The sequence below is a fragment of the Rossellomorea sp. GQ25 genome (genome assembly GCF_059758515.1).
This window is the reverse complement of record NZ_JCAXEQ010000006.1, coordinates 331,585-356,495: the sequence shown is the minus strand read 5'-3', so window position 1 is coordinate 356,495 and position 24,911 is coordinate 331,585. Positions and strand designations below refer to the sequence as shown.

The 24,911-nt window shown below is 43.4% G+C and carries 21 protein-coding genes; 6 read left to right on the top strand and 15 right to left on the bottom strand.

From position 1 onward, the window contains the following. Nucleotides 1-540: 540 nt before the first annotated feature. The 3 genes from sipW to AC6CIB_RS19430 all read right to left on the bottom strand — a co-directional run bounded on the left by sipW (nucleotide 541) and on the right by AC6CIB_RS19430 (nucleotide 2,738). Nucleotides 541-1,116, bottom strand: a complete 576-nt coding sequence (gene sipW / locus AC6CIB_RS19440) for a signal peptidase I SipW (RefSeq protein ID WP_498283475.1) — start codon at nucleotides 1,114-1,116, stop codon at nucleotides 541-543. A 27-nt stretch (nucleotides 1,117-1,143) separates the two neighbouring features. After that, on the bottom strand, nucleotides 1,144-2,016 hold the full coding sequence (tapA, locus tag AC6CIB_RS19435) for an amyloid fiber anchoring/assembly protein TapA (protein WP_498283473.1): 873 nt from the start codon (nucleotides 2,014-2,016) through the stop codon (nucleotides 1,144-1,146). Between the two features lie 131 nt (nucleotides 2,017-2,147). Next, nucleotides 2,148-2,738 (bottom strand): CalY family protein, encoded by a 591-nt coding sequence (locus tag AC6CIB_RS19430; RefSeq protein ID WP_498283471.1) that lies wholly within the window; start codon nucleotides 2,736-2,738, stop codon nucleotides 2,148-2,150. Between the two features lie 395 nt (nucleotides 2,739-3,133). Between AC6CIB_RS19430 and AC6CIB_RS19425 the strand changes: the two genes are divergently transcribed. Together AC6CIB_RS19425 and AC6CIB_RS19420 are read left to right on the top strand one after the other, a co-directional pair. Beyond that, nucleotides 3,134-5,236: a GDYXXLXY domain-containing protein gene (locus AC6CIB_RS19425; RefSeq protein WP_498283469.1), complete on the top strand. Its 2,103-nt coding sequence runs from the start codon at nucleotides 3,134-3,136 to the stop codon at nucleotides 5,234-5,236. Nucleotides 5,237-5,467: 231 nt separating this feature from the next. Next, a complete protein-coding gene (locus AC6CIB_RS19420; RefSeq protein ID WP_498283467.1) occupies nucleotides 5,468-5,920 on the top strand; it encodes an SRPBCC family protein in 453 nt (150 codons plus the stop codon). An 83-nt stretch (nucleotides 5,921-6,003) separates the two neighbouring features. Here the strand turns inward: AC6CIB_RS19420 and nagA are convergent, their stop codons facing one another. The 10 genes from nagA to AC6CIB_RS19370 form a co-directional block, all read right to left on the bottom strand. Then, nucleotides 6,004-7,158, bottom strand: coding sequence for an N-acetylglucosamine-6-phosphate deacetylase (gene nagA, locus AC6CIB_RS19415; RefSeq protein WP_498283465.1), 1,155 nt, complete (start codon nucleotides 7,156-7,158; stop codon nucleotides 6,004-6,006). Nucleotides 7,159-7,219: 61 nt separating this feature from the next. Beyond that, nucleotides 7,220-8,146: an ROK family protein gene (locus tag AC6CIB_RS19410; RefSeq protein WP_498283463.1), complete on the bottom strand. Its 927-nt coding sequence runs from the start codon at nucleotides 8,144-8,146 to the stop codon at nucleotides 7,220-7,222. Between the two features lie 16 nt (nucleotides 8,147-8,162). Continuing rightward, nucleotides 8,163-9,095, bottom strand: coding sequence for a 1-phosphofructokinase (gene pfkB, locus AC6CIB_RS19405; RefSeq protein ID WP_498283461.1), 933 nt, complete (start codon nucleotides 9,093-9,095; stop codon nucleotides 8,163-8,165). After that, nucleotides 9,088-9,939 (bottom strand): tagatose-bisphosphate aldolase subunit GatY, encoded by an 852-nt coding sequence (gene gatY, locus AC6CIB_RS19400; protein WP_498283459.1) that lies wholly within the window; start codon nucleotides 9,937-9,939, stop codon nucleotides 9,088-9,090. Before gatY ends, pfkB begins: the two co-directional genes overlap by 8 nt. Continuing rightward, on the bottom strand, nucleotides 9,936-11,135 hold the full coding sequence (locus AC6CIB_RS19395) for an SIS domain-containing protein (RefSeq protein ID WP_498283457.1): 1,200 nt from the start codon (nucleotides 11,133-11,135) through the stop codon (nucleotides 9,936-9,938). The genes gatY and AC6CIB_RS19395 overlap by 4 nt, the downstream gene beginning before the upstream one ends. A gap of 65 nt (nucleotides 11,136-11,200) precedes the next feature. Next, a complete protein-coding gene (locus AC6CIB_RS19390) occupies nucleotides 11,201-11,920 on the bottom strand; it encodes a GntR family transcriptional regulator (RefSeq protein WP_498283455.1) in 720 nt (239 codons plus the stop codon). A gap of 99 nt (nucleotides 11,921-12,019) precedes the next feature. Then, a complete protein-coding gene (locus tag AC6CIB_RS19385) occupies nucleotides 12,020-13,279 on the bottom strand; it encodes a Gfo/Idh/MocA family protein (protein WP_498283453.1) in 1,260 nt (419 codons plus the stop codon). A gap of 29 nt (nucleotides 13,280-13,308) precedes the next feature. Continuing rightward, on the bottom strand, nucleotides 13,309-14,142 hold the full coding sequence (locus AC6CIB_RS19380; RefSeq protein ID WP_498283451.1) for a carbohydrate ABC transporter permease: 834 nt from the start codon (nucleotides 14,140-14,142) through the stop codon (nucleotides 13,309-13,311). A 14-nt stretch (nucleotides 14,143-14,156) separates the two neighbouring features. After that, on the bottom strand, nucleotides 14,157-15,098 hold the full coding sequence (locus AC6CIB_RS19375; RefSeq protein WP_498283449.1) for a carbohydrate ABC transporter permease: 942 nt from the start codon (nucleotides 15,096-15,098) through the stop codon (nucleotides 14,157-14,159). Nucleotides 15,099-15,158: 60 nt separating this feature from the next. Continuing rightward, nucleotides 15,159-16,409: an ABC transporter substrate-binding protein gene (locus AC6CIB_RS19370; RefSeq protein ID WP_498283447.1), complete on the bottom strand. Its 1,251-nt coding sequence runs from the start codon at nucleotides 16,407-16,409 to the stop codon at nucleotides 15,159-15,161. 472 nt (nucleotides 16,410-16,881) lie between these two features. Here AC6CIB_RS19370 and AC6CIB_RS19365 point away from each other — a divergent pair, with 472 nt between their 5' ends. From AC6CIB_RS19365 to AC6CIB_RS19350, 4 genes are all read left to right on the top strand, one after another. Then, nucleotides 16,882-17,907: a glycosyltransferase gene (locus tag AC6CIB_RS19365; protein WP_498283445.1), complete on the top strand. Its 1,026-nt coding sequence runs from the start codon at nucleotides 16,882-16,884 to the stop codon at nucleotides 17,905-17,907. An 83-nt stretch (nucleotides 17,908-17,990) separates the two neighbouring features. After that, complete coding sequence (locus AC6CIB_RS19360) at nucleotides 17,991-18,116, top strand: hypothetical protein (RefSeq protein ID WP_498283443.1); 126 nt, start codon at nucleotides 17,991-17,993, stop codon at nucleotides 18,114-18,116. Then, entirely contained in the window at nucleotides 18,076-18,456 is a 381-nt protein-coding gene (locus AC6CIB_RS19355; RefSeq protein WP_498283441.1) for a hypothetical protein, read from the top strand. Before AC6CIB_RS19360 ends, AC6CIB_RS19355 begins: the two co-directional genes overlap by 41 nt. Nucleotides 18,457-18,594: 138 nt before the next feature. Then, the gene (locus AC6CIB_RS19350; protein WP_498283439.1) at nucleotides 18,595-19,491 is read left to right on the top strand and encodes an RNPP family C-terminal domain-containing protein; all 897 of its coding nucleotides are present in this window, start codon (nucleotides 18,595-18,597) and stop codon (nucleotides 19,489-19,491) included. A 403-nt stretch (nucleotides 19,492-19,894) separates the two neighbouring features. Here the strand turns inward: AC6CIB_RS19350 and AC6CIB_RS19345 are convergent, their stop codons facing one another. Beyond that, nucleotides 19,895-23,314 (bottom strand): S8 family serine peptidase, encoded by a 3,420-nt coding sequence (locus AC6CIB_RS19345; protein ID WP_498283437.1) that lies wholly within the window; start codon nucleotides 23,312-23,314, stop codon nucleotides 19,895-19,897. A gap of 307 nt (nucleotides 23,315-23,621) precedes the next feature. Then, nucleotides 23,622-24,605: a DnaD domain-containing protein gene (locus tag AC6CIB_RS19340; protein WP_498283435.1), complete on the bottom strand. Its 984-nt coding sequence runs from the start codon at nucleotides 24,603-24,605 to the stop codon at nucleotides 23,622-23,624. Between the last annotated feature and the right edge of the window lie 306 nt (nucleotides 24,606-24,911).

Genomic DNA, 24,911 nt, shown 5'->3' with positions numbered 1-24,911 from the left:
ATTCCAAAAAGGGTTTCTAACTAGATGAGGAAAATTACAAATATCACTAGAGTGGAAATGATATGAATAGTGAAAATTTACTTTAGGACCACCCCATTGATCTATTGTGAGAATTGAGGAGGGTTTTGAAATTCTATTAGATTCAGAAATGCTTTCCGATTATCATCATTCCCCATGATCAATATTTCAAGGGGCAAAAAAATAGAAAAATGCTGATTACATTACATAATCAGCTCTTTCCGTTCCAAGGCCTTCGTAAGTACAGAGACAATCCCACTGGACAGAAGTTCATTTTGAGTGGCTTCATCCGCATGGCGATAGTGGTTTTTTCAAGTAAATCTTGTTATAAACATCCTTAGGTGTAACCACCTACAATAGCAGCCGCCATAAACATGATGGCTGCCCATTTTAATTCCCTCTGAAAAGGCGTTTGGTTAGATTCCGTTTGGGAAAGAAACCATCTAGTGTTGGAATTCTAAATCTTATTAAAAATGAAAAAAGAGAAGCAAGAGGTCCGTCCCTCGCTTCTCTTGAAACAGATTATGATACATTCTTCTCGATCGAATCTTCCTCCTTTTTTGGTGAAAGATCGATGGTCGAGAGGGCTTTCCAAATCGTAAAACCTGAATATAAAAGGAGTAATATCCCCGGGATGATGAACATTAAAGCTCCGTTTTTCGAATCCATGAAATTCATGAAGTAGCCTATATAGGGAATCGTGAACCCTTTGTATTCTGCCACTACATTTTCAGATAACACTGGTTCAAGATCTGGAGCGTCATTATTATCCCCTTTTGTTTTATACATCACGTGTTCTCCGCTCTTCATCACTTCTAAAACCCGGTGAGTAATCAGAATGTTCTCTTTCTCTTTAAATGTTATGACATCGCCTTCTTTAAAACGGATCATATCCCCTCCAGGTTTCACCGCAATGATTGATCCCGTTTGGATATCAGGTTCCATCGACCCTGATAACACTGTTTTGATTTGATAACCCATAAATTGGGGTTCTCCACCGGCTGCCTTGGATGAAACGACAACGAATATCATCATAAACAATACCACATACAGAATGACCGTGATACTCGTACTTAGTATTTTTTTTGCTAGCTTCATTTTTTCATCAACCTTACCTTTCTTTTACTATTGATTACTAGTTTTATCAGGTGAAGCTGGAGATGGTTCTACTTGCTCTTCTTCCTTGGCTGGCGGCGCTTCTGAAGATTGGACACTGGTTCCTGTAACATCGGATTGTTCTTCCACTTCCACTTCTGGTTCTGGCTCAGAAGGGACTGCAGGCTGTTCTGGTACTTGCTTTTCCTCTTCCTGTGGAGGGGGTTCTTCCTTGATGTTCTCTTTTCTTTGATCAGTAGTGGTGTCAGGTTCGGTTAATTCCTGTTCTTCTTTTTTGTCTATTTTCTCTTGTGGCTCGGGTTTACTTTCATCTCCGCCCTTATCCGACGCTTTTGGTGTTTCTTGTTCGCATTTTATAGTAATTGTTTCACTCCATAATTCATGTCTGGTGTCTTCTTTATTTCCGTGACCTGGGCGTTGTAAAGCTTTAAATTTATAAGCACCCGACTGAGTTGCGTTAAAGATAATCGTGTCAGTTACTCCTTCAAGTATAGGTTGAATCCTTTCACTACTTATCTTTTCACCAAATTTCATAGGGTTTTTTCCACCAGGTTCATAGAATACTTCATATTCCGTTGTACCTTGCATGGCACTTCCCGTATTTATTATTTTGGCTGAAATGTCTACCGGAGCACATGCTTCTACTGTTCTATCTTGGTTATCAGGGAATTTTAATGAACTTTTATCCCAGATACTCCAGGTACCTGCTGTAATGACAGTGGTCGCAACATCTTGGTCGTTAAAATAGGCTCCAGTACTGCCGTCAACAAATGAAGACGTAATGGTAGTAGCATACCAGATGGCCATTAGTTGACAGAGGAGCTTCCACTTTTTTGTGGTGGTTTTGTGTTTTCTTGTTCTTGGGTATCTTATGGAGATCACATCCTTTGGATATGTGATAAATTAATTTCTTGAAGAAGTCAGAAGTTATATCCTTCTGACTTCTTCAGAAAATCAAATTGTTATTTAATAGAAGAAAGGTGGGTGGGAACCCACCTTTCTCTTTATTGATATTAGCGTGCTTCGCCTGCTCCTTGCATACCATTGAATGTCCATTTAAGTTCTAAAGAATCCCCTTGGAATTGATTTTGATCTTGGCCATTATCAACAAATTCATATTGAACATAAAGTTTATCTGACGTACCCGCTGCAAGTTTTCCTCCTCTTTCAGCTAACCAACCTGAAAAGATATTGCCCTCAATTACGTCTGGTGACATCGATTTCAAATTTGCCAAGGTCGTGCTATAAATAGGAGCATCCAGCTTATCAGCATTAATTAAGAAGTTTACTCGTATATGCTTACCAAAGTCATCTGTATTATTGCCATTACCTTGGACAGTATAGTCTGTTTCAAGATTGATTGTAGCAATATCAAGAGAACCACCGTTTACTAAATCAAAAGAACGAAGCATAGTATCCCCAGGCTTAATATTCTCAACATCAATGACTGTTGTAGGATTGGCACTCAGGTCCAATGTCCCCGCTGCGAAAGTTCCATTTGCTTCCGCACTATCACTAAAGTAAGCATATGTACCTCCCCCAACCAATGCCAATCCTAGTGCTGCTGATGCTACGCCTAAACCTAATTTTTGCTTAATTCCCATTTCTAAATTCCTCCTCGTTTTCACCCTATTATTTTGGTTCGTTCAAAAGTTCACTTTGTTCTTTTTAACGAACTTTATACTTGAAGTATAAGACAAATGTCATGGATTGAAAAACTTCAAATTCGGTCGTTTATTCGTTAAAAAGAACAAAAAACGTTATTTCTCTCTATTTATCTCTTTATATCTTATTTTTATATTAATTACCGAGAACATTATGTTCATTATAATGAACAACGAAACTGTGGGGACCCTTTAGCTGAGGGACGGGGCCAGAAAACCAAGAAGGGGTTTATTTCCTCCCCCGTCCAACATGGCTATATTTCCCCTTTCCCTCATATAGTAGAATAAGAAGTGCGTACCCAAGGTTGAATTCATGGAAAAAAGGGGTGAACCGTATGAAGAAAGTGATTTCACTGACGTATTTATTCGGGGTTGTGTTTCTTTTAGCCAGTGCACTTTATTTTTTTGCTTCCAACTGGCCGATGTTTTCCCGATTAGAGAAAGTGGCTTTGGCGGGATCTTTGATTGTTTTGTTCTATGGAGCAGCTTTTCTGTTGGATCTTGTTTTAAAGGGAGTCCATTTCCTTTCAAACTGGTTGATGGTCAGCGGGGTGATTTCCTTTGGCTTATCCGTCGCTTTACTCGGTCAGCTGTACAATTCCCACGCGGACAGTTACTTATTGTTTCTTGTGTGGTCTATTCCGGCCTTCCTATTCAGCTTGTACACAAGGTACAGTGGTTTTTACGCATTAACTCATATCCTCATCCATTTGACGATTTACTTTTATCTCTTCCCTTCGTCTCCATTTGGGCACTGGACACTCGCCCATACATGGATCGCGTTCGGAGTCGGAATGGTGAACATACTCTTATTTTTGATCATTAAAAAGGGACACATCGCTTCAAAGCCGTTGCTTTATCTGAGTCTGATCTCAGCCAATCTCCTCCTTATGGTCACTGCATTCGATAACGAGTATTCCGTTTTCTTCACTCTGGTTTATGTTTTCATCCTCGGGGTCGGGGTGTACCGGTACTTTCTTAAAGAAACGTCCATCTTTATCATTCTTTCGATATTTGGAACGGGCTTTATCATCATCAAAATGTTCGAGTTAATGGCACAATATGTGTCCAGCCTTTTCTTTGTAGGTCTCTTATTCACCGCCATTCTTTTATTAGCGGGGAGTGTTTTCCTTGTGAACTACTTACGGAAACATTCCTCTTCCTATCATTGGACAAAGACGATTTTCGTTGCAAGTGTCACGACCATCGCCTCTGTTTTCATCGTAGCATCTGTTTTTGGTCTGCTTTCATTGCTCATGGTGGATGTCTCAATGGTCGGGTTATTCATTTTTACCACGGTATTACTCGTCATCCCAAGTACGTTAACCAGCTGGCCGTCTCCTGTAAGGTATTCACTCATGATGACCGGCATCCTCATCGGGATGATGGCAAGTGCCTTTGATGAATTTTCGATTGTGATGTTTTTCGTTCTGGCCTTTGTGTTTTATCTTGAAAAACGGTCCGCTGCGAAGTTTGTATTCTATCTTCTGTTTCAATTGAACACAGGGATCTTCTTAGGGCAAACGATGGACTTAGGCGCACACACCCTCCTTGTCGTGGTGATGCTCTTGAATATTGCTGTGTACCTTGCACTGGATAAAAAACAGGTCATTCAGTATGGAGCGTTTCTCATTGGATTCTTTGCCTTTTTCTCGTTAACGGCCATCGATCTTTCATCGATGCTTCACATTATCTATACCACTCTGTTTTTTCTGATCACAACAGGATGCGTTTATTTTTTCAAAAAGCAGGAACGCACCTTCTATTGGGTTTCATCGCTTGTGTTCTGGTTCATGCTTATCGTTCAGCTGTATTACGATCTGGCCTGGAAGCTCGTTCATAAATCCCTGCTCTTTGCCGGGTTAGGGATCCTCTTCTTAATGGCAGCTGTTTATCTGGATAGGAAGGTTGGCTCTGATCAACGATCCCACTCAATAATTGCAGGGAAAAGGCTGGGAATCCTCCTCATTATATGCCTTCAAGCGGGATGGATCGGGTATCAGGTCTATTCAAACGAAACCCTTTTACAAGACGGAGAAACGATCATATTAGAGCTTCAGCCTGTCGATCCGAGATCTCTCCTCCAGGGTGACTATGTGGAATTGAACTACACGATTTCTCAGCTTGACGACACCACAATTGATGACAACGGTCCCATCACCCTTGTGCTACGCAAAAATACACAAGGTATCCACGAATATACAGGGGTTTATAACTTGGATGGGAAATGGAATACTCCTTACAATAAGAAACCCGGCGATGTTCACCTAAACGGAAAGGTTACTAGCTCATGGGACAACAGCGTCCAGGTCACCTATGGAATCGAGCATTTCTTCATCCCGGAAGGAACCGGGCTGGATGTGGAAGGGAAAGTGAAGGCTGCGGTGGTGAAGGTGAGTGATAAGGGAGATGGGATTTTGGAGGGATTGCGGGACTAGGGGACAGGTCCCTTGTCCCAGGCTCTAAATAAAGAGAGGGGATTAGTCTCCTCGTCTTTTTCACTTTTGGGACAGGGTACCTGTCCCCCCGTCCCATTGTCATAGTAATGAAAGCACAAAACACAATATAAAAGATTTTCTATTATCATCGTTTGTATTTTGAAATGACCGATATTTGATAGTTTACGTTTATCTGTTCTCAACACTAAATAATGGAAAGGTAAATTCAATATGCCTATAATCAAACACGATATATTGATCAATGCACCTATCAATGTTTGTTTTGACCTTGCGAGAAACGTAGATGTACATACAGAAACAACAAGTAAAACAAAGGAAAGAACGATTGATGGTGTTACAGGTGGACTGATGGAAAAGGGCGATACAGTTACTTGGGAAGCCATCCATCTTGGAGTAAAACAAAAATTAACAGCTAAGATCATAGAGATGGAAAAACCAAATAAATTTACAGATGTTATGGTAAAGGGAGCATTCCACTCATTTACACATACACACGAATTTATAGAAAGTGGCACCGGGACTATTATGAAAGATACCTTTTCTTATAAAGCTCCTTTTGGCATTCTGGGAGTAATGGCTGATAGGTTATTTTTAGAAAAATATATGAAAAATTTCATTGTTAATCGCGCAAAAGAGTTAAAAAGGATAGCTGAAAAAAAGTAATGGAACCACTTCACTATTTTTTTGAGAAAAATCAACATTAAAATAACAGAGCCTACTTTTTAAATAGGGACGCAGGGACAGATCTACTGTCCCTGCGTCCCGTCCCACACCATTTCCCCACAGACAAAGGTTGCTCGAACGTTCCACTTATTATCGATCAACGCGATATTGGCTTTTTTTCCAATCTCTAAGCTACCAACCTCGTGATCCATTTTGAGCAGCTTTGCCTGGTTTAGACTAACCATGGGAAAAATCTCCTCAAGGGGAAGCTCCAACACTTCTTTCATATTTTTAAGGCAGTCCAGTAAGTTGGTTGTACTTCCTGCCAGGGAGCTGGTATCCACGGTCCTCGCGATTCGATCTTTGACTTTCACCTTCATTGTACCAAGGGTGTAATGGCCGTCCGGCAAGTCGGCTGCAGCCATGGAATCGCTGATTAAAAGGATTTTATCGCTTCCTTTTGTTTTATGTAGTAGTTTGATGGCACCTGGGTGGACGTGATGGAGGTCGGCGATGCATTCACAAAGGCAGTCATCATTGGTCAGGACAGCCCCGAGGCATCCCGGATCGCGGTGCTTGAATCCTCTCATTCCGTTGAACGTATGGACTGCGATTCTTGCACCTTGGGAGACAGCAAGATTCGTTGTTTCATAATCCGCGTTGGTATGCCCCATCGAAACATGAATTCCTTTGCCCGTGAGATAATCGATAACCTCCATGGCATGTTCTTTTTCAGGGGCAATCGTCAGGACCTTTATGGTGTTATGCGAAGCATTGATCAACCCTTCCATCTCCTCGATTGAAAGCTCTCGCATATACTCAGCGGGATGGGCTCCTTTATGCTCAGGTGTAAGATAAGGACCTTCCACATAGGATCCAAGGATTTCTGCACCAGTTGTTTGACCGATCGCCGTACTTACTGCTCCTACCGCCTTCCGGATGCTTTCCAGATCATGGGTGAGTGTGGTGGGCAGGAATCCTGTTACTCCGTATTTCACAAGAGAGTTAGACATCTCCTGTAAAGAAAGGACACTTCCATCCATGGTGTCATGTCCCGCTATTCCGTGGATATGCAGATCAATCATGCCAGGTATGGCAGAACACCCTGGGAAATCGATGATGTCACATGGTGGAGTTTCCTCCGTTACGCCGGAAATGTACCCATCTTCCAAGAGCAGATACCCATTTTCAACGATTCCTTCCGGTGTATATATGTGGTCGGCCTTCACGGCTTTCATTATCCTCATCCCCTTTTTTTAAAATAAATAGAACAAGCAACACCAACCTGGGTGCTGCTTTTCACACTGATTTTTTCATGTTCATCCGGTTTAAGGCTAAGTAACATGCTCCGTATAATCCTGCGTCATTTCCTAAAGAGGAGGCAATGACCGTATCCCCATTCCCATATACATCCATTACTTCATTCCTTAATTGTATATTGATATCTTGAATAAAAGGACCTTCACCTTCCGTGATACCACCCCCAATGATGATCTTTTCCGGGTTGAGAAGGTGAATTACATTCGTTAATCCCATACTAATATAATGAATAAACCTTTGATATACTGCCAAAGCAATTGGATCCGCCCTCATGACAAGCTCCATAATCGTTTCTCCGGAAACATTCTCAACCGTCATTCCATTTTGGAGGGCTTCCTCATTATAGTCTTGAACAAAAGCAGAAGTTGACGCATACCGTTCAAAGCAGCCTTTTCTGCCGCAGCTGCACGGCTTCCCACCTGCAACCATGACGGTATGCCCCAGCTCACCAGCAAGTCCCGAAGAGCCATTGACGATCCTTCCATCCACCACAATGCTGCTGCCAATTCCAGTACCCAGTGTTAAAAAGACGGCGTTTCTCATACCCTTGACTGCACCTTGCCACATCTCGCCAAGGCATGCACTTTTCACATCGTTTTCAACTGATACCGGTAATTGGGTCAGGGAAAATAATATCTCTCCAAGCTTCATACCGCTATATCCTTGAATATTATTCGAGAATAATATCATTCCCTTCTCACGGTCTACCAGACCGCAAGAGGAAATGCCAATGGCGGAGATGGGAAAATCATGCTGAAGCGATTTCACTTTGTTATTTAATACGTCAGGGATTGCATGGCTTGTGGGGGTTGCCATTTTACTTTTAACGAGAAGGTGACCCTTTGGATTAAAAACGCCATACTTAATAAATGTTCCTCCTATGTCAAAACAGACGATATGACTCATCTTCCATCCCCCCTATTCATTCCATTACATCTATTTCCTTCACGAATCGTCGAATGTCCACCAGGTTAACCTCACCCGTTTTTTCCATTATGGCGTTTGACATTCCAAAAGCACAAGCCCATTTCAAGACTTCTTCAATCGGGAATCCATGGGAATACGCATAGGTAAACCCGGCGAGCATGCTATCTCCGGAACCAACGGGATTCACTGCTTTCACTTTAGGGACCCTTGCCCTCAGGACTCTTTTTCCACTTACTAAATAGGCCCCTTCTTCCCCAAGAGAAAGAAGCACATAGTGTATTCCCTTATGACAAATAGCTTGGGCCTGCCCTAACATATCATCGGTAGATTCAAGTTTTCTTCCTATCAACCTAGTAAATTCTTCTTTGTTCGGCTTGATTAAAAAAGGTTTTCCACTGATACCTTCGGCAAGTCCCGGTCCACTTGTGTCCAATAGCAAACGAACTCCTTTTTGATTTGCTTTCTTTGAAAGCTCTCTGTAAAAGTCAGTAGGGACTCCTTCTGGCAAACTTCCGGAAACGACGACAAAATCTATGGTATCCAGTATCGATGAGAATGTTCGATCAAAGATTTCTAATTCATTTCTTGAAATAATTGGACCCGTTTCCAGAATCTCGGTCTGACCTTCCTTCGATAGAATGGCCAGACACGTTCTAGTCTCTCCTTTAATGGATACAAAAGAATTTTGTACTTTCAAATGAGATAACTGGTTTTCAATCCACGCTCCGCTCTTTCCACCCAGGAAACCTGTACAAGTAACCTTCTGCCCCAATCCTGATAGAACCCTGGTGACGTTAAGACCTTTACCACCTGCCGATTTTTCAATGGAAGAAACACGATTGACCCCACCCATTTGAAACTGGGACATTGTATATCTAACGTCTATCGCCGGATTTAAAGTGACCGTCGCAATCATGGGCCTACCCACGATTAAAACTGCCGCACAGCTTGATTTTGTCTGCTACAACCTCTTTCATCTGAGCAACCGCATCCGTGAAATAATAGCGGGGATCATTGGCTTCCGGGTTTGTTTGCAGATAGGTACGGAGCCCTTTCACAAACGCCATCTTCAGCTCGGTCGCCACATTCACCTTGCAAATGCCCCGCTCTATGGTCTTGCGGACAAGCTCATCGGGCAATCCTGATGCCCCATGGAGAACAAGGGGGATATCGACTTCCTGCTGGATCGCCGACAACCGGTCGATATCGAGCTTAGGTTCACCTTTATATAGTCCATGAGCCGTCCCAATCGCCACAGCCAGAGAATCAATGCCGGTTCTCGATACAAACTCCTTTGCCTGTTTGGGGTTGGTATATATCTGATCCTTTTCGTCCACTTCCATATCATCTTCCATTCCACTTAGACGACCAAGCTCAGCTTCAACCGTCACACCGAACGGGGCAGCATACTCTACCATTTCCCTGACAATCCGGATATTCTCGTCGAACGAATAATGAGAGGCATCGATCATAACAGATGGAACCCCCATATGAATGAGGTTCTTGATATCATCCAGATTTTCATGATGATCAAGGTGAAAGCAAACCGGAATATCATAGCTTTTTCTTGCCGCTTCCATCATCTTGATCAGGAACTCTTTCCCCATGTATCGGACTGTGCCAGGCGTAGCCGCGATCATAACGGGTGAACGGAGGTCCCGGGCCGTTTCCAGTACCGCTTTGAGCGTTTCGAGATTGTGAATATTAAAGGCAGGCACCGCGTAGCCTTTTGACTGTGCATCCAAGAGAATCCTACTTCTTGAAACAATCATACCCTTTCTCCCCCATTCCGATAAGGATAGATCGTGACACCTTTTACGACCCTGTTGACGAGCCCCGAGGGAGATGGATTATCCGGGGAAAGTCCTAGATGCATGGATTTGCAAAGGGCAAACTGCTGGGCATACATGACATATGGAAACGCAAGGAATATATCCTCTTGAACCGCCTCCAAGTCGGTACTCAAGAACAGATCACTGTAACGTTCAGCGATTTCATCCTGATAAGAGGAAATCGCCACCACCTTTCCTCGCTTTCGTTCATGGTATAACTCCTTCAAAATATCCAAATCATACTTTCTCGTGTACGGATGACACGAGAAGAAAACGAACACGATCGTCTCTTCATCTAAGATCGATTTCGGACCGTGGCGGAACCCCAGTGGAGTATCAAAGAATGCCGGAATCATACCTCCCGTTAATTCCAACAGTTTTAAAGATGATTCCCTTGCAAGCCCCTGGAAAACGCCTGAGCCCAGATAGACGACCTTCGAAAAAGGAGAGGAAGCAAGCGTTTCTAACTCTGTCTTCCCGGTCTTGATGATCTTTTCGCCGGCTGTTCCTATTTCCTTCACTGTCTCCTCTAGAGTATGAATGTGCTCTGGCTGGAAAAGGAGCAGGACCGAAAGAAGCATGGTCGTAAAGCTGCTTGTCATCGCAAACCCTTGATCATTCGCTTCCTTCGGCATGTAGATGACCAGGTGATCCGGATCCCCCTTCTTCTTCTCAGCCAGTAAACCATCACGATTACACGTAAGGGCGATTCCGTAAAAATCATCAATGATTTGTTCTCCTAACTCAACCGCGCCAACGCTTTCAGGGCTGTTACCGGAACGGGCAAATGAAACCATCAAGGTCGGATAATCCTTGTCTAAATACTCATATGGATTGGAGACAATATCGGTAGTGGCGATGCTTTCTACCGTCCATTTCTTGTTCTTAACCAGTTCCTTTATGGAAGTAAGAACGGTTTCCCCGACAAAAGCAGACGTTCCCGCTCCTGTCAAAATCACTCGGAGATGAGGATGCCTTTCTCCCAATTTCTTAAAAAAAGTCATCAGTGTATCTCTATGTTCAAGCAGGATATCAACGGTTTCTTTCCAAAGTCTTGGTTGTTGAGCAATTTCTCTTGTTGTATGGATGGCACCGGGATCATTTGGTTCCCATTTGTTTGATTGTATAAGTTCCATATCCATTCCTCCATAACTGTTAATGTCATCATTACCAGTTAAGTGAAATAGATACTCGAAAGCACCTACTTCAATTCAACTGTGTACGTAAATTTATCTCCCCTTGCGATGGAGATGGTATATTCAATGACGTCTTGATCCTCATACGTGATGCGCTCCAGTCGGAGACACGGTGAGTTTTCTTCAATGGTCAGCATGCCGGCTGCCTGTTTTTCGGCGCTGACAGCATTGAAGCTTTCCAGTGCTCTTGTAATCGTCACATCGTATTGGGACCGAAAGATTTCATACATTGGCGTATATTCCAATTCTTCCTTCGTGAGATTGGTAAAACGCCCTACCGGAACATAAGAGGTTTCATAAATCATCGGTTCTTCGTCAGCAAGCCTCAGTCTCGTGATCTTGAATACTTCTTCTTCCACCGGCAGTTTCATAGATTTCGAAATCGTGCTGTCACAAGGTACTTTTTCAAACGAAACGACCTGTGTGGATGGCTGTTTCCCGATTTTTTTCATTTCTTCTGTGAAGCTGTAGAATTCAACAAGGCTCTGCTTGTAGGTTTTCGGTGAAACATAGGATCCCTTGCCGTGAACCTTATAGATGTAGCCGCCCTTTTCAAGCTCCTGCATCGTTTGCCTTACTGTCGTCCGGCTCACTTTGTATGTTTCACACAGCTCCCGTTCAGAGGGTAACTGCTCCTGCTCCGCAAGTTCACCCTTTTCGATCTTTTCGAGAAGGATATCCATCAGCTGGTAATATAACGGGATTCGATTATCTTTTTCTATCATGTTAAGCTCCTTTAGTGGTATCTTTGTCATAACCATTTGTATACTCATTATACATAAAATTGCGACAATTATCACTTGATGCCATGATAGAAGTTTTGATTAAGCATTTTCTTTTGACTTCTCCAATTCTTCCATATAATTTTTTATATCGATAGTCGCACCTGACAGTCTCGATTCCTCCGCTGCAAAGGCAATCAAGTGACTCTGAGAAGAAACTCTGGCAGATGTTAGTGTCCCTTTATCCTTCGTGCGGACTCGGTTGATGAAATCCTGCATGATACTCGTATCAGCACCCATGTGACCGCCATCCACGGTTGGAGGATAGATCACTTCCTTCTTCCCGGCAAAATGCTTGATGATTAATTCATTATCGGCGTCATGACCTGTAATTTCCCCTTTTGTCCCCATGATCTTGAAGTTACGATAGGTTTCCTTCGTAAAGGCCGTCATCGTGAACGAAACCGTCACATCCCCACCAAATAATAAATTGACGACTTGATGGTCCACCACATCATTGTCACATCGGTACACACAGCGGCCATAAGGACCTTCCTGGATCGCCTTCAAGCGGCTCTCGATACTGGGACTCGCTGACACAACATTCGCTGGCCACACATCCCGGTCATGAAGGTACCACTTCGCAGCGGAATACGGGCATTCCTTCTCCACCTTACAGCCATCCAGACAGCGGTGGGTCGATCCCTCAGGAGCGTTCTCCTCTTTAAAATAGGTGAGACTGCCATAAGACGAAACACTCTTACATTCCGTTCCGATCAACCAGGCGAGCATATCCATATCATGACAGCTCTTCTGAAGAATCATCGGACTTGATTCCTTCGAATTCCGCCAGTTTCCACGGACAAAGCTGTGTGCCTGATGAAAATAGCCGACATTCTCATTCCATTGAATCGAGACAATATCCCCGATCACCTTCCGATCAATCACTTCTTTAAGAGACTGATAGAAAGGAGCATACCTCATCACGTGGCATACACTGAGGAGCGTGTCATGCTTCTCGGCCGCTTCTGCGATGGCCAACGTTTCAATGGGGCTCGGTGACATCGGTTTCTCCAGTAGAATATTATATCCCTTTTCAATGGCACGCATGACAGGTTTATAATGATCCCGGTCCGGGCTGCATATAAGCAAGGCTTCACATACCCTTTCTTGTTCCAACAGGTCCGGCCAATCTTCAAATCTCATATTCTCAGGGATTCCATGTGCTTCTGCAAATTTCTCCCGCTTTTCTTTATCGGGTTCAGCTACTGCGATAAACTCGATTTCATGAGGATACTGGAGGGCATAGGACCCATACGCATAGAATCCCCTGCTTCCAGCCCCTATTAATGCTGCTTTCATTGTCATTCCTCCCTTAGTTGCCTACCAACTTATTTTCCACCGGTAATCGCAATTCCTTCTATAAATTGCTTCTGTAATATGATAAATAGGATCAACATCGGTAACACGGCCAAGAATGAGCCTGCCATCAGGATCGGATAGTTAGTGCCGTACTGCCCCTGCAAAGAGGATAATCCCACTGCCAGGGTCATGGCGTCCGGTGAACTATTCACGATCATCGGCCACATCAGTTCATTCCAGGACCATAGAATGGTGAAGATCCCAAGGGCGATCAAACCCGGCTTAGCGAGTGGCAGCATGATGCGCCAATAGATTTGAAAATGATTGCACCCGTCAAGTCGGGCCGCCTCCTCCAGCTCCTTTGGTAATCCCATGAAAAATTGTCTTAAGAGAAACGTTCCAAAGGCACTAAATAACCCAGGAACCACAACGGCTTGAAGCGTATTGAGCCAGCCCAGCTTCACCATGATCATGTATTGAGGAAGCAAGAATACCTGGCCTGGGACCATCAATACGGACAATGCCAGCACAAACAGGAGATTCCTTCCGGGAAACACAATCCGTGCGAAAGCATAGGCAGCCAGTGAGCAGAGAAATAACTGCCCCGCCGTCCGGAGTACCGTAATGATAAATGTGTTCATCATAAATTTAAAGAATGGCAGCAGAGTAAATACCTCTTGATAATTCTTCCACTGAAAGTCTTCCGGTATCATCACAGGTGGAACCTGAATGGACTCTGCATAGGTTTTCAGTGAGGTCAGAATCATCCAGACAAAGGGAAACAACATGACAATCGAGCCCATGATCAGGATGAAATGGATGAGAAAAGTCTTACTCCGTACAAACTGAATCGATTTCTGCATAGGTCATTCCCTCCTCAATCATAATGGACCCACTTCTTTTGCAGGGCCATCTGGATCACAGTAATGATGAGAATCACCACTAGTAATAAAACCGCAATGGCTGCTGCATATCCTTTATCATTTAAAACAAAGGCATGCTGATAGAACAAATACACAATGGATTGAGTATTCTCCAGCGCCGTACTGCTCTTACTGATCATCATAAAGATCAGGTCGAAGAATTGAAAAGCTCCGATCAACGACATGATTGACACGAAGAAAATGACTGGTGAAAGAAGCGGCAAGGTAATTTTAAAGAACATCGTCACAGGACCTGCCCCATCCATTTCGGCTGCTTCGTAATACGTTTTCGGGATCCCCTGTAGACCCGATAAGAAAATGACCATGTTGTACCCGATCCCACTCCAAATCGCCACTGCAATAATCGAATATAACGCGATGTTTGGATTCGTCAACCATTGTGGACCTTCTATCCCAATAAAGGACAGCAGATAATTCAATAAGCCGAAATCAGAATTGTATAGCCATTTCCATACCATGGCGATTGCTGCAGGCATGGTAATGACGGGCAGGAAGTACAACGTCCGATAAATCGTCGTCCCTTTAATCTTTTGATTAAGCAAAACAGCTATAAGAATCGAAAGGAAAATACCCAAAGGAACGGTAAATAGGATATAGATCCCTGTATTCTTGAATGATTGCAGAAGATTCACATCCGAAAGCATCCTTGTATAATTTTTTAGCCCGATCCACTCGTATGTCCCAAATGCCCCCCACTCGGTAAAACTGAAGTAAAAGGTCTGAAGCATCGGCCATAAATAAAATACAAAGAGACCTATCATCGTCGGAGCGATCATGATATATGCCCATAAATAGTCAGAACGTTTCTTCGTACTTGCATAAGAAAGCACGTGAAGCTTTCGTTTCGTTTCAACCTGGAGAGGAAGCGGTTCCATTTCATTCTCCTCCTTTGTCAGGAAATGAAGAGAAGAAACACTCTTCCCTTCTTTCCTTTCCTACTCTACCAGTTCTTGATTCGCTTTTTCCGCCAGCTCTTTTACTACTTTCTCCACACTCTCTTCTCCCGCCCAGGCCTTCTTAAGGATATCCGTTTCATACTGCCAGATAGCCCCTGTGTTCTTCACACTTGGAAGGGGATTCGAATACTCAGCTCCGTCGATATACGCTTGAAGATTCAACTCCGGAACAGAATTCAACCAGGCCTCCTGAGTACCGTTATAAGCCGGTATGACCGTACCTGTTTCGGCAAACACTTCAGCTGCCTCTTTCGAACCAAGGAACTTCACAAACTCCCATGCGGCCTCTTTATGTTTGGTATTGGCTGCGATGACATTGGACAATCCATGAATCGAAACAGCCCTCTGCTTTCCTTTTGGCAGAACCGCTACGTCCAAATCAGGATTCTTCTTATATTCCGGTACCATCCAGGGACCATCGAACATCATGGCGATCTTTCCGGATGAGAACAGATCCGATGCTGCCGTTTCATTCATCTGGGCTTGAGTCGGAGACATTCCCTCTTCTATGAAACTGATATTGTATTTCAATGCTTCGATCGCTTCAGGCTGATCAAATCCTACCGATTTTCCATCCTCTGAAATCACGTGTCCTCCGTTCTGCCAAATCAAATCGTAGTACCCACCTTGATTCCCCATCACGGCAGCAAATCCCCATACTCCTTTATCCTTGTTCGTCAGTTTCTTTGCCGCTTCCTTTAACATATCCCAATCCCATGTGTCATCCGGATAAGGGACTCCGGCCTCGTCGAAAATTTTCTTGTTATACCATAATCCCGTCGTATCATAATCCTTAGGTATTCCATATACCTCATCCTTGACCGTATACAGATCAATGAGCGACTCGGGATAATTATCCAGGCTGTAATCATCTTTCTCGGCAAGGTCGCTCAGTGGCAGAAGTACATTCCCCTCCGCATATTGAACAATATGAGGACCGTTCATCCATAACACATCAGGCAATGCCCCCCCGGTCGCGGCAGTTTCAAGCTTCTGAAAATACTGCCCGTATGGGATCAGTTCCGTCTTCACCTTAATGTCCGGATGTTCTTCATTAAACTGTTTAATGATCTCCTCAATCGCGGGTACTTGCTTCTTGTCCCAGAACCCATAACTGATCTCGACCTTTCCGTCCTTCGATTCCCCTGAAGAACTGTTACTGCACCCTGCCAGTAATCCAAACACCCCAAGTACTAACGATAGTAAAACAATAAGACCTTTTCTCACCATGTTTCCCCCTCTTTCTTCAAATGATCATATAATAGAAATCCCTGCCTTATATATTGTCATGATGTTATTACCAGTTGGAGTATAAGGCGTTGTATTCACTGGTAAGAATCGAGGATGCTTTGTATTAGTAATGATGTCATTACCAGTTAAACAAAGTATATCACCTTCATTCCTGAAGATGAACAATTTATTTTAAATTTTCTAAAAATTATATCGACAGGATTCTACAAAAATTCATTTTCATTAAAATCCCAATTACACCAATAATATTTTCATCACGTGACTACGAAAGACAGCTCAAAGACTTTCATTCGCATCTTTCTATGAGTCAATCATCTAGAAGCTGTTTTCACTTAACCTATTAAAAACATAATCCCTATGTACGTTGAATCATAAAAGATCCTATCATTCTACTATTCATAGCCTCGCTTACTTATCTATTGATTCATTGCACCATGAAGGAGGTCAGGAATTGTTTAGTACAATCATACATTCCGTTGGAAACTTTCTTTTCATTTATCCTTTGTTCATGAGCCTCGTTTGGATCATTTTGGGTCTACTCTTCTATATAAGACGTGAAAGAAAACCGAAGGAAATACAACACAACCTGAAGGAGCTTCCTTTCGTATCCATTCTCTTGCCTTGTTACAATGAAGACGCTCACATTGAGAAGACGGTTAAGGAATTAAATGACATCAACTATAAAAATTTTGAGATAATCGTGATCAACGATGGCAGCTCTGATCAAACACAAGATATTTTATCCGTGTTGGCCCACTCGATAGAACGGATAAAAGTAATTAACATTTTAGAAAACAAAGGAAAAGCAAATGCCTTATATTATGGAACCATCGCCTCGAAAGGTGAAATTGTAGTGACGATGGATAGTGATGCCATGTTGGATAAAAATGCGTTACTCTATATGATCCCTCATTTCACAACTCCCAGAAATAGTGAACGTGTAGGGGCAGTAACCGGGAATCCTCGTGTTCGTAACAGGGATTCCTTATTGGGAAAAATCCAGGTGGTGGAGTACTCTTCCATTATTGGCTTAATTAAACGATCCCAAAGGATTTTAGGCAAGATGATGACCGTTTCAGGGGTTTTTGTTGTCTTTAGGAAAAAAGCCCTTCTTGACGTCGATTTTTGGGACAAGGATTTAATAACGGATGATATTGGCATTACCTGGAAACTTCAGGAACGGTTCTGGGATGTACGGTACGAACCAAGAGCATTGTGCTGGATGCTGGTCCCGGAAACGCTAAAAGGGTTATTAAATCAGAGGATCAGATGGGCGCAAGGTGGAATGGAAGTGCTCATAAGGCATAGAGCCATCTTTAAGGATTTCAGACAAAGAAGATTATATCCCGTTTATTCGAACAGACTCTCAGCACCCTGTGGTCTATATCATGGATGTTCTATCTTATTTATCTATTATTCTCTGGATTTTCTTCTTCTATGCTGCTATACGGTGCCTATATTGCCTTTATCTCGTTAATTCAATTAGTGGTCGCTTTATGTATTGATAGACAATACGAAGAGAAACTTGTCCAATACGTTTGGTGGGCAGGATGGTATCCAATGGTTTACTGGATGGTAAGTATATTCGCACTGGTTCCAGCCATCCCGAAAGCCTTTAGAATTCTCACATCAAATAAAACGGAATATGCCATTTGGGAAAGTCCGGATAGAGGGAAAGAGACATGATCAAAAGAAAACGCAAGTGATTGCCCACGTCATCAGTGGATTGATGTGGTTAATCATCATACTATTAAACGGAGTCCTTTTCACTCCAGCCTTTGACTTTATCATCTCATTCAATCATATAGCCTTTTTACAATTTGTCCTCCCATTGACTGTCATGTTTATGAGTTTCATCGCGATTCTATCATACGGGTGGAGCTTCTATAATAAAAAACGTTTCGGTAAGCTAAACAGACGTACAATGCCTGGTGAGGTAACACTGGAAGACCTCGAAGAAGCAATCCCCGACAGGAATAGAATCCTTACGAAACTTCAATCGCAGAAATGGACGAATATAGGGTGAGCAGAAGGGATACACGTAGAACCGTATGTCCCTTCTATAAAGTGTGAGACATCCTTTCTAATTAGAAAGGATGCCTGCCCACCCCTCCCATCCATCTGTTAAAATAGTAAAAGAGGACGTGTTCGGAGAGGTGAGGAATTGGATTACTCAGTGATAGGAAAGAAGATAAAAGAATTAAGAAAAGTGGTAGGATTGACCCAGGGGGATTTGGCTGAAGGAATCTGCACCCAAGCGCTGATCAGCCGGATCGAGAAAGGGGATATTTACCCAAGTGCCACGGCGTTATACCAAATCGCCATGAAGCTTGGAGTGGACGTGAATTACTTCTTTGAAATCGGGACGACCCCCCGTATTGATTATGTCCGAGAGGTTGAAAGACAATTAAAAACTCTGAGGTTTAAACGAAAGTTTACTGAAATGATCGAGATGGTAAAGACGGAAGAAAAAAATCCATTTTTCTACAAGGATAACGAAAAACTGCAACTCCTCAACTGGCATAAAGCCATCTATCTATTCGAAGTCGAAGAAGACCACACGTCCGCCTTTTCCGTATTGCACCAGGCGTATGAGCTAACTGCCCATCAAAAAAAAGCACCCTCTGAAAGAGAATTGGAAATCATGATGACTTTTGGAACATGGGAGAAATTATTACACAACAATGATAAGGCGCTCCATTATTATCATAAAGTCGAAGGTATCCTCAAGCAAATGGAACATTTGAATGATCAATCCATCAATACACGATTATTATATAATATTGCCCGTGTCCTGACCCAAATAGAAAACTATGAAGAGTCTATTGCCTATTGTCACAAAGGCATCAATTGGTGTTTGGAAGAAGAGCATTTATGGGGGCTGGGAGAGCTTCACTATCATATAGGTTATAATTACGAAAAAATCGGGGATTTTGAAAAGGCACTTCCTTATATGGACAAAGCCATCCAATTGTTTATTTTGAGGAATGATGATACTCATCTCGAGTTTCTTGAGCGTAGGAAACAAGAAATTGTGAGCAAGATAAAAGGCGGGGATTGAAGGGAAGCAGTCAATAATAGTTCGTGCTTTCCCTGAGACACATTCTCTTCAAGACCTCCTCATTAAGTGTTTATTATGAAATGAACGATTATTCCCCTAACCATCTATTATATTAAACACTCGATTAGCTTTATAAAAACCATGGTCCCAACGTTCCATTCGTTTCATCAAACGTTCGTTTAAAAAACACTCTCTTAACCGGGCGGTGAATACTTCTCCAGTCGCTTAAGGGACCGATTCTGCTTTTGACAAGAAATAGAGAAATTAAAGAAAAATATATTAAAAGATAAGGATTAGGTGGGACCCAGGCAGGTCCCTTGTCCCAGAACCCAAATAAAGACGAGGGAATCAATCCCCTCGTCTCTTTCACTTTCGGGCAAGGGTGCCTGTCCCCCCGTCCCACCTAACGTTTCACTGTGAATTTCTTCGGAACCGTTGAAAGCGTCAATCCACTCTCATCCTTGACCGTAACCTTTACATAGTAGTCCCCATCCGGATAATCACTGTCAGGAGCCCATGGCAGGTTATAGATGGAGTGTTCGTCATGAATGTCTGCTTCTTCAAGTGTGTTCCCCTGTGTATCGGTAATTTCCAAATGCCAATCGAGGCGTTTGTATCCGAAGAGCGTCAGGCGCAGCGGCTTCGTTTCACTTACGCTTGAAGCATTGTTGATGCCTAAATAGTTAATAAGGGGTTCGGCGTTTAAATACGTTTCATCCCCCTGGTACGCAACTCCCACATTTCGGGCATTGTCTATGGCAGAGATGGTGACCAGTTCCGGTTTCACTTTTGAGATGTACTCTGATCCCCCGTTTTGAATCCGTTGGGACTTTCCGTTCACCCAAAGCAGGCTGCCAAGAGGACCGGTACCCGTGTCTGTTATATCCCAGCTGATATGGTAGTTTCCATCCGGCATTTCTTCTACCTTGATGTCTTCCACTTTAGGAGCTTCGGAATCTACTTTTATCGGAATCTTGGTCTCTTGAGGTTCAGCACCCTCATAGTTTAACGCGCTCGTATAGACGTAATAATACTGTCCATCCTTTATCGTTTTCCCATCGTCGTCAGTAGAATTCCAGAATAATCCTTCCATGTTATAAGAGTAATTTCTGTAGCTCATGATATTCTTTCTGAACTTAAACGGACTTCCATCCTCTGTGAATTCACTAAAGTTGCTTATCTCTTTAATGATATTCCCTTTTTCATCCTGAATGCTCAGGGACAGTTCCTTCAGGTTGCGTAGCGCCGTGAAGGAAGGATAAGCCCCTTCACTAATAGATCGTGGTGAAACGCCTATTTTTTCTTTATTGAATGTGCCAGTGGTCGGATCATATCCGAGAGGCAACGAATCAATTTCATTGAATAGGACTGTATACCCCAAGAATGCATCCCCTGTTACCGGGCTTTCATCCACATTTGCCATGGAGTCCCAGTCTCCGTAGTATCCCATAAGCGGTACGGAAAGTGTCGTCAGTTCTTTTACGGAGCTTCCTTTTGGTACAAAGCGGATAAACCCTTCAATGAAGCGTCCTTCACTCAGCTCTTCAGGCAGTTCAACTGAAATTTCCACTTCCTCATCACGGTGCGGTTTATATGGATACGGTTCCGCTGGATCGTATGTCTTGCCGTTGATTTTGATGTCTGCCCCTGTAACTGGGACAGTTTGAAGCGTTAAGTATTCTCTTTCCACTCCATCATGGGTTTGTTTGGTTGTTTCGTCTGTAATCAGATCGATCACAATCTCATATTGGTGCTGAGGCTTAACAAGATTCTTCTTCAAAGCCTCCACCTTCAAGGTGAAATCAAAGTTGCGGCCTACTTCCTTCAAAGCAACTGAAGCGGCTTGCTCTAATGGAACACCAGCACGTTCAAGGAGATATGGCGTCTCCATCGCACGGTCAATCTTCATGATCCCGGAACCTTGTCTTCTTGGTGAATACACCGAGTTATCATGGGTTGGATTCGTCAGTATTTCGGAAGTATTCATCAATGCGTTTTTCGCTTTTAACACCGTTTCCTTATCTTTCGGAAGACCCAGCTCCTGATAATAGTGTTGTAAAAGAAGCGCGGCTCCACCCGCTACCTGCGGGCTTGCCATGGACGTTCCGCTCATGGTTTCATACTCGTTATTAATCACCGTCGAGAAAATCTTCCCACCTGGTGCCGTGATCTCAGGTTTGAAGCTTAAGTCCGTTGGAGACCCAAAGGATGAGAAGGTCGACATCGGTTCTGTTGCCGTATTTTGAACCTTCAGCATTTCGTCAGTCAGTTGAACCGTCAATTCTTCACCGGACTTCAATCGCTCAGCGAGTTCATTTCCGTTCACTTGATCCGTTGTGACCGCCGGAATGAAGTACGGGCTGAAGAAAAGGTTAGCATACGCCGTCACTTGGGGAGGTGGAACCACCATCACCGCTACGGCACCTTTCCCTGCAGCTGCTGCCTGCAGATATGTTGCTGGGGAATAGTATTGCGTTGGCTGTGCGACTGCTATTTTCCCTTCCAGATCAAGGTCCTTGACCGCCGCCGAGTTCCCCTCTCCAACATAAACAAGTTCATATTCCTTAGATGGATCCAACGTCCCGATCAATTTCTTGATCCCCGGCTGAATTTGATAGCCCAATAGACTTCCATCCGACAAACTGAGCCCGTCCACTGTCATCATGTCGTTCTCTGAAGAAGCCACTTGAAGGGCATACGGTGTCACACCAGGGTCTCCCACCAACCCGATGTCAGGATTTTTCGCTAACGGCAATTGAGACTTTGCCAGCAAATTGTTCTTTGTGCTGTAAGCCGCATTCCCTGCCGCCGCAACGACTAGAACGCCTTGTTCTGTTGCATATTGAATCGAGCGCTGAACGGGATCGTTCGGATCTACGCTACCTGCATCGGAACCGAGGCTGAGGTTGATGACGTCCGCACCCATTTCAACGGCATGATAGATCCCGGCTGCGATATCATCGTCATAAGCGCCGCCACCCTTATCCGAGAATACTTTTTCCGCTAAAAGCTGTACATCAGGAGCGACCCCTTCTGCTTTTTTCTTGGTTTCTTCATAGGCTCCAACAATCCCCGCTACGTGGGTTCCATGAGAATTGGAGGTTGGAATAACGTTGGTGTCGTTGTCTGCCCAGTCGTACCCTGTAGGGACTTTATCTGTATACCATGTTTCCTTTACTTCTGTCTGGTTAAACTCATCTTGTAGATTTTGTTCGGTTAACTTCGCCGCTTTCTTTCCTTCTTCAGAAAGCTGCATCGCTTCGTGCCGGTGGTCCACCCCTGAATCAACGACCGCTACGACCATACCTTCACCGCGCGTGTTATACTTCGTCCACGTATTCATGGCCTCAACGAGCTCTTTGCTGTCTACAACGGTATGCTCATATTGTTTCGCTATCCGGACGTCTTTTACGCCATCCAGCTTAGCGATCTTTTGGGCTTCCCCAAATGTTGTATCCACGCTGAAGCCACTGAATCCTTTCGAAAATGTGTGTCTCACTTTAGACTTTGAGCTCTTTTTGCCCGAAATGACATTCTTCACTTTTTCTAGTTGAGCGTGCGACGACGACTTTGCCTGTTTGTCCACATCCACTTCTACGACAATCCTTACATTCTCCTTCGGATTGAAGGAAGACTGATTCAAACCGTACAATGGGTCATTGTTCTGCTCGAGTAGTTCCGCAAACGGATTGGATTTCTCTGCAAGTACTGAATGTGGTACCCGTCCCTGTTTTGAAACCTGAAATTCCGCACTTGCTGATGCCCCGAACGTCCCTGCAGCCATCACACATGCCAATAAAGATGGTACGATCTTTTTTTTCATGCCTCTACTTCCCTTCTACTATCTTGTATTCTAACTATTCTTACTTTTAATAGTAGATAGAGAAATCGTCGCAGTAAATGGGGGTTTTACAAGCACCTTTCCAAATGAAAAACAGATGCCTTTTCTATCAAAATGGTCAAAGAAACGCTAAATTGATAGTAATATAGTCATTGATTTTATGAATAACACTGTCTTTAGTGAAAATATGTGACTTCCTATAACCCCAAGTTCCCGTATACTTTGTTGTAAAAGACGATCGATTATAGTCATCACAAGAGACATTGAACTCAACCCTTCCCAAACATTCCTAACTCCTTCTAAAGCTTTGCTTTCTCCATCCAAAGTCATACCCTTCCTCATCAGACGATGTATCTTGTTCCTGACAAAACCAATCGGGAAGCATCTCCGTCCGGGTCGGTTTACCGGTTCTACCACTTCTCATCTTCTTCGATTTACTCTTAAATGCCTCATCCTTCTCCCAAACCCCGTTAAGAGTCAAAACCCCAGCCTTCAACCAATTCTTCAAAATGGCTTCAACATACCCCCAATGGACCTTTCCTTTTTCCACCGCTCGCTTCATTGCTTCAATGACTAAGGCAGGAGATAAACTTCCACACCAGCTCTCGATTTTGTTTTGTATGTAGGTACCCAGGTGGCCAAATCCATTCTCAACGAAAAACGCGTGGGTGTTACCATCTATATCATTTGTTGTTTTATTATTTGAAGTAATAGTTGAAGAACTCTTTGTATTTGTCTTACGCTCCACCGTAGGAGGGGGGTTATCCCCTGGAGATTGGCCCTCCGGTAAGATGTCCTCCTTCTTACGTTCTGGCGTAGTTGGCGGGCAAAAAGAAAGGTCAGCCACATTTACCTTCTCCTTCATGACACGTTGAACGTTTCCAGTGACAGGCTGCACAAACATGACGTTATTCAGCAGGATGCTTGAAGTCGAAATCGTCCTAAATTCACGAAGTAGAAGATGATGATCCACCAGAAAATCAATGGCATCCTTCACTTGTCTCTTGGTAAACCCATAGGAATCAGCAAATGCCTGGTAACTCTTCTGCAGCATATCTCCTTTGAACTTCGTGCTTGCTCCGACAATCATTCCGCTCTCGTCCTTGATTACAGTCGCACGGTACCAATATACGATATCCGCTAGTAATGTCATGGCTACAAAATGGGCCTTTCCGCTTGAAAATGTGATGTTCTTATACCATAAATGAGGAACAATATTCCCTTCGATCTTTAACTCTCCGATTTGATCCACTACCTGGCATCCTGATTTCATCTGTGATTCCACCCTTCTTATCTATTCATTTTTTAAATAGGCTGGAAGAAAGAAAAAGGACACCCTATCAATAAATTTTTTTAAAATAGATTGCCGTCCTTGAAAAGGCACGGATATCTTTTCTGTTAAACTATTAAAAAATACAACCCTTATCGAGGAGATGAAACGATGGATTACTCAGTAATCGGAAAGAAGATAAAGGAAATGAGAAAGGCTGTCCGGATCACACAAGGAGAACTGGCTGAAGGGATCTGTACCCAAGCCTGATCGAAAAAGGAGACATCTATCCAAGCGCCACGGCTTTGT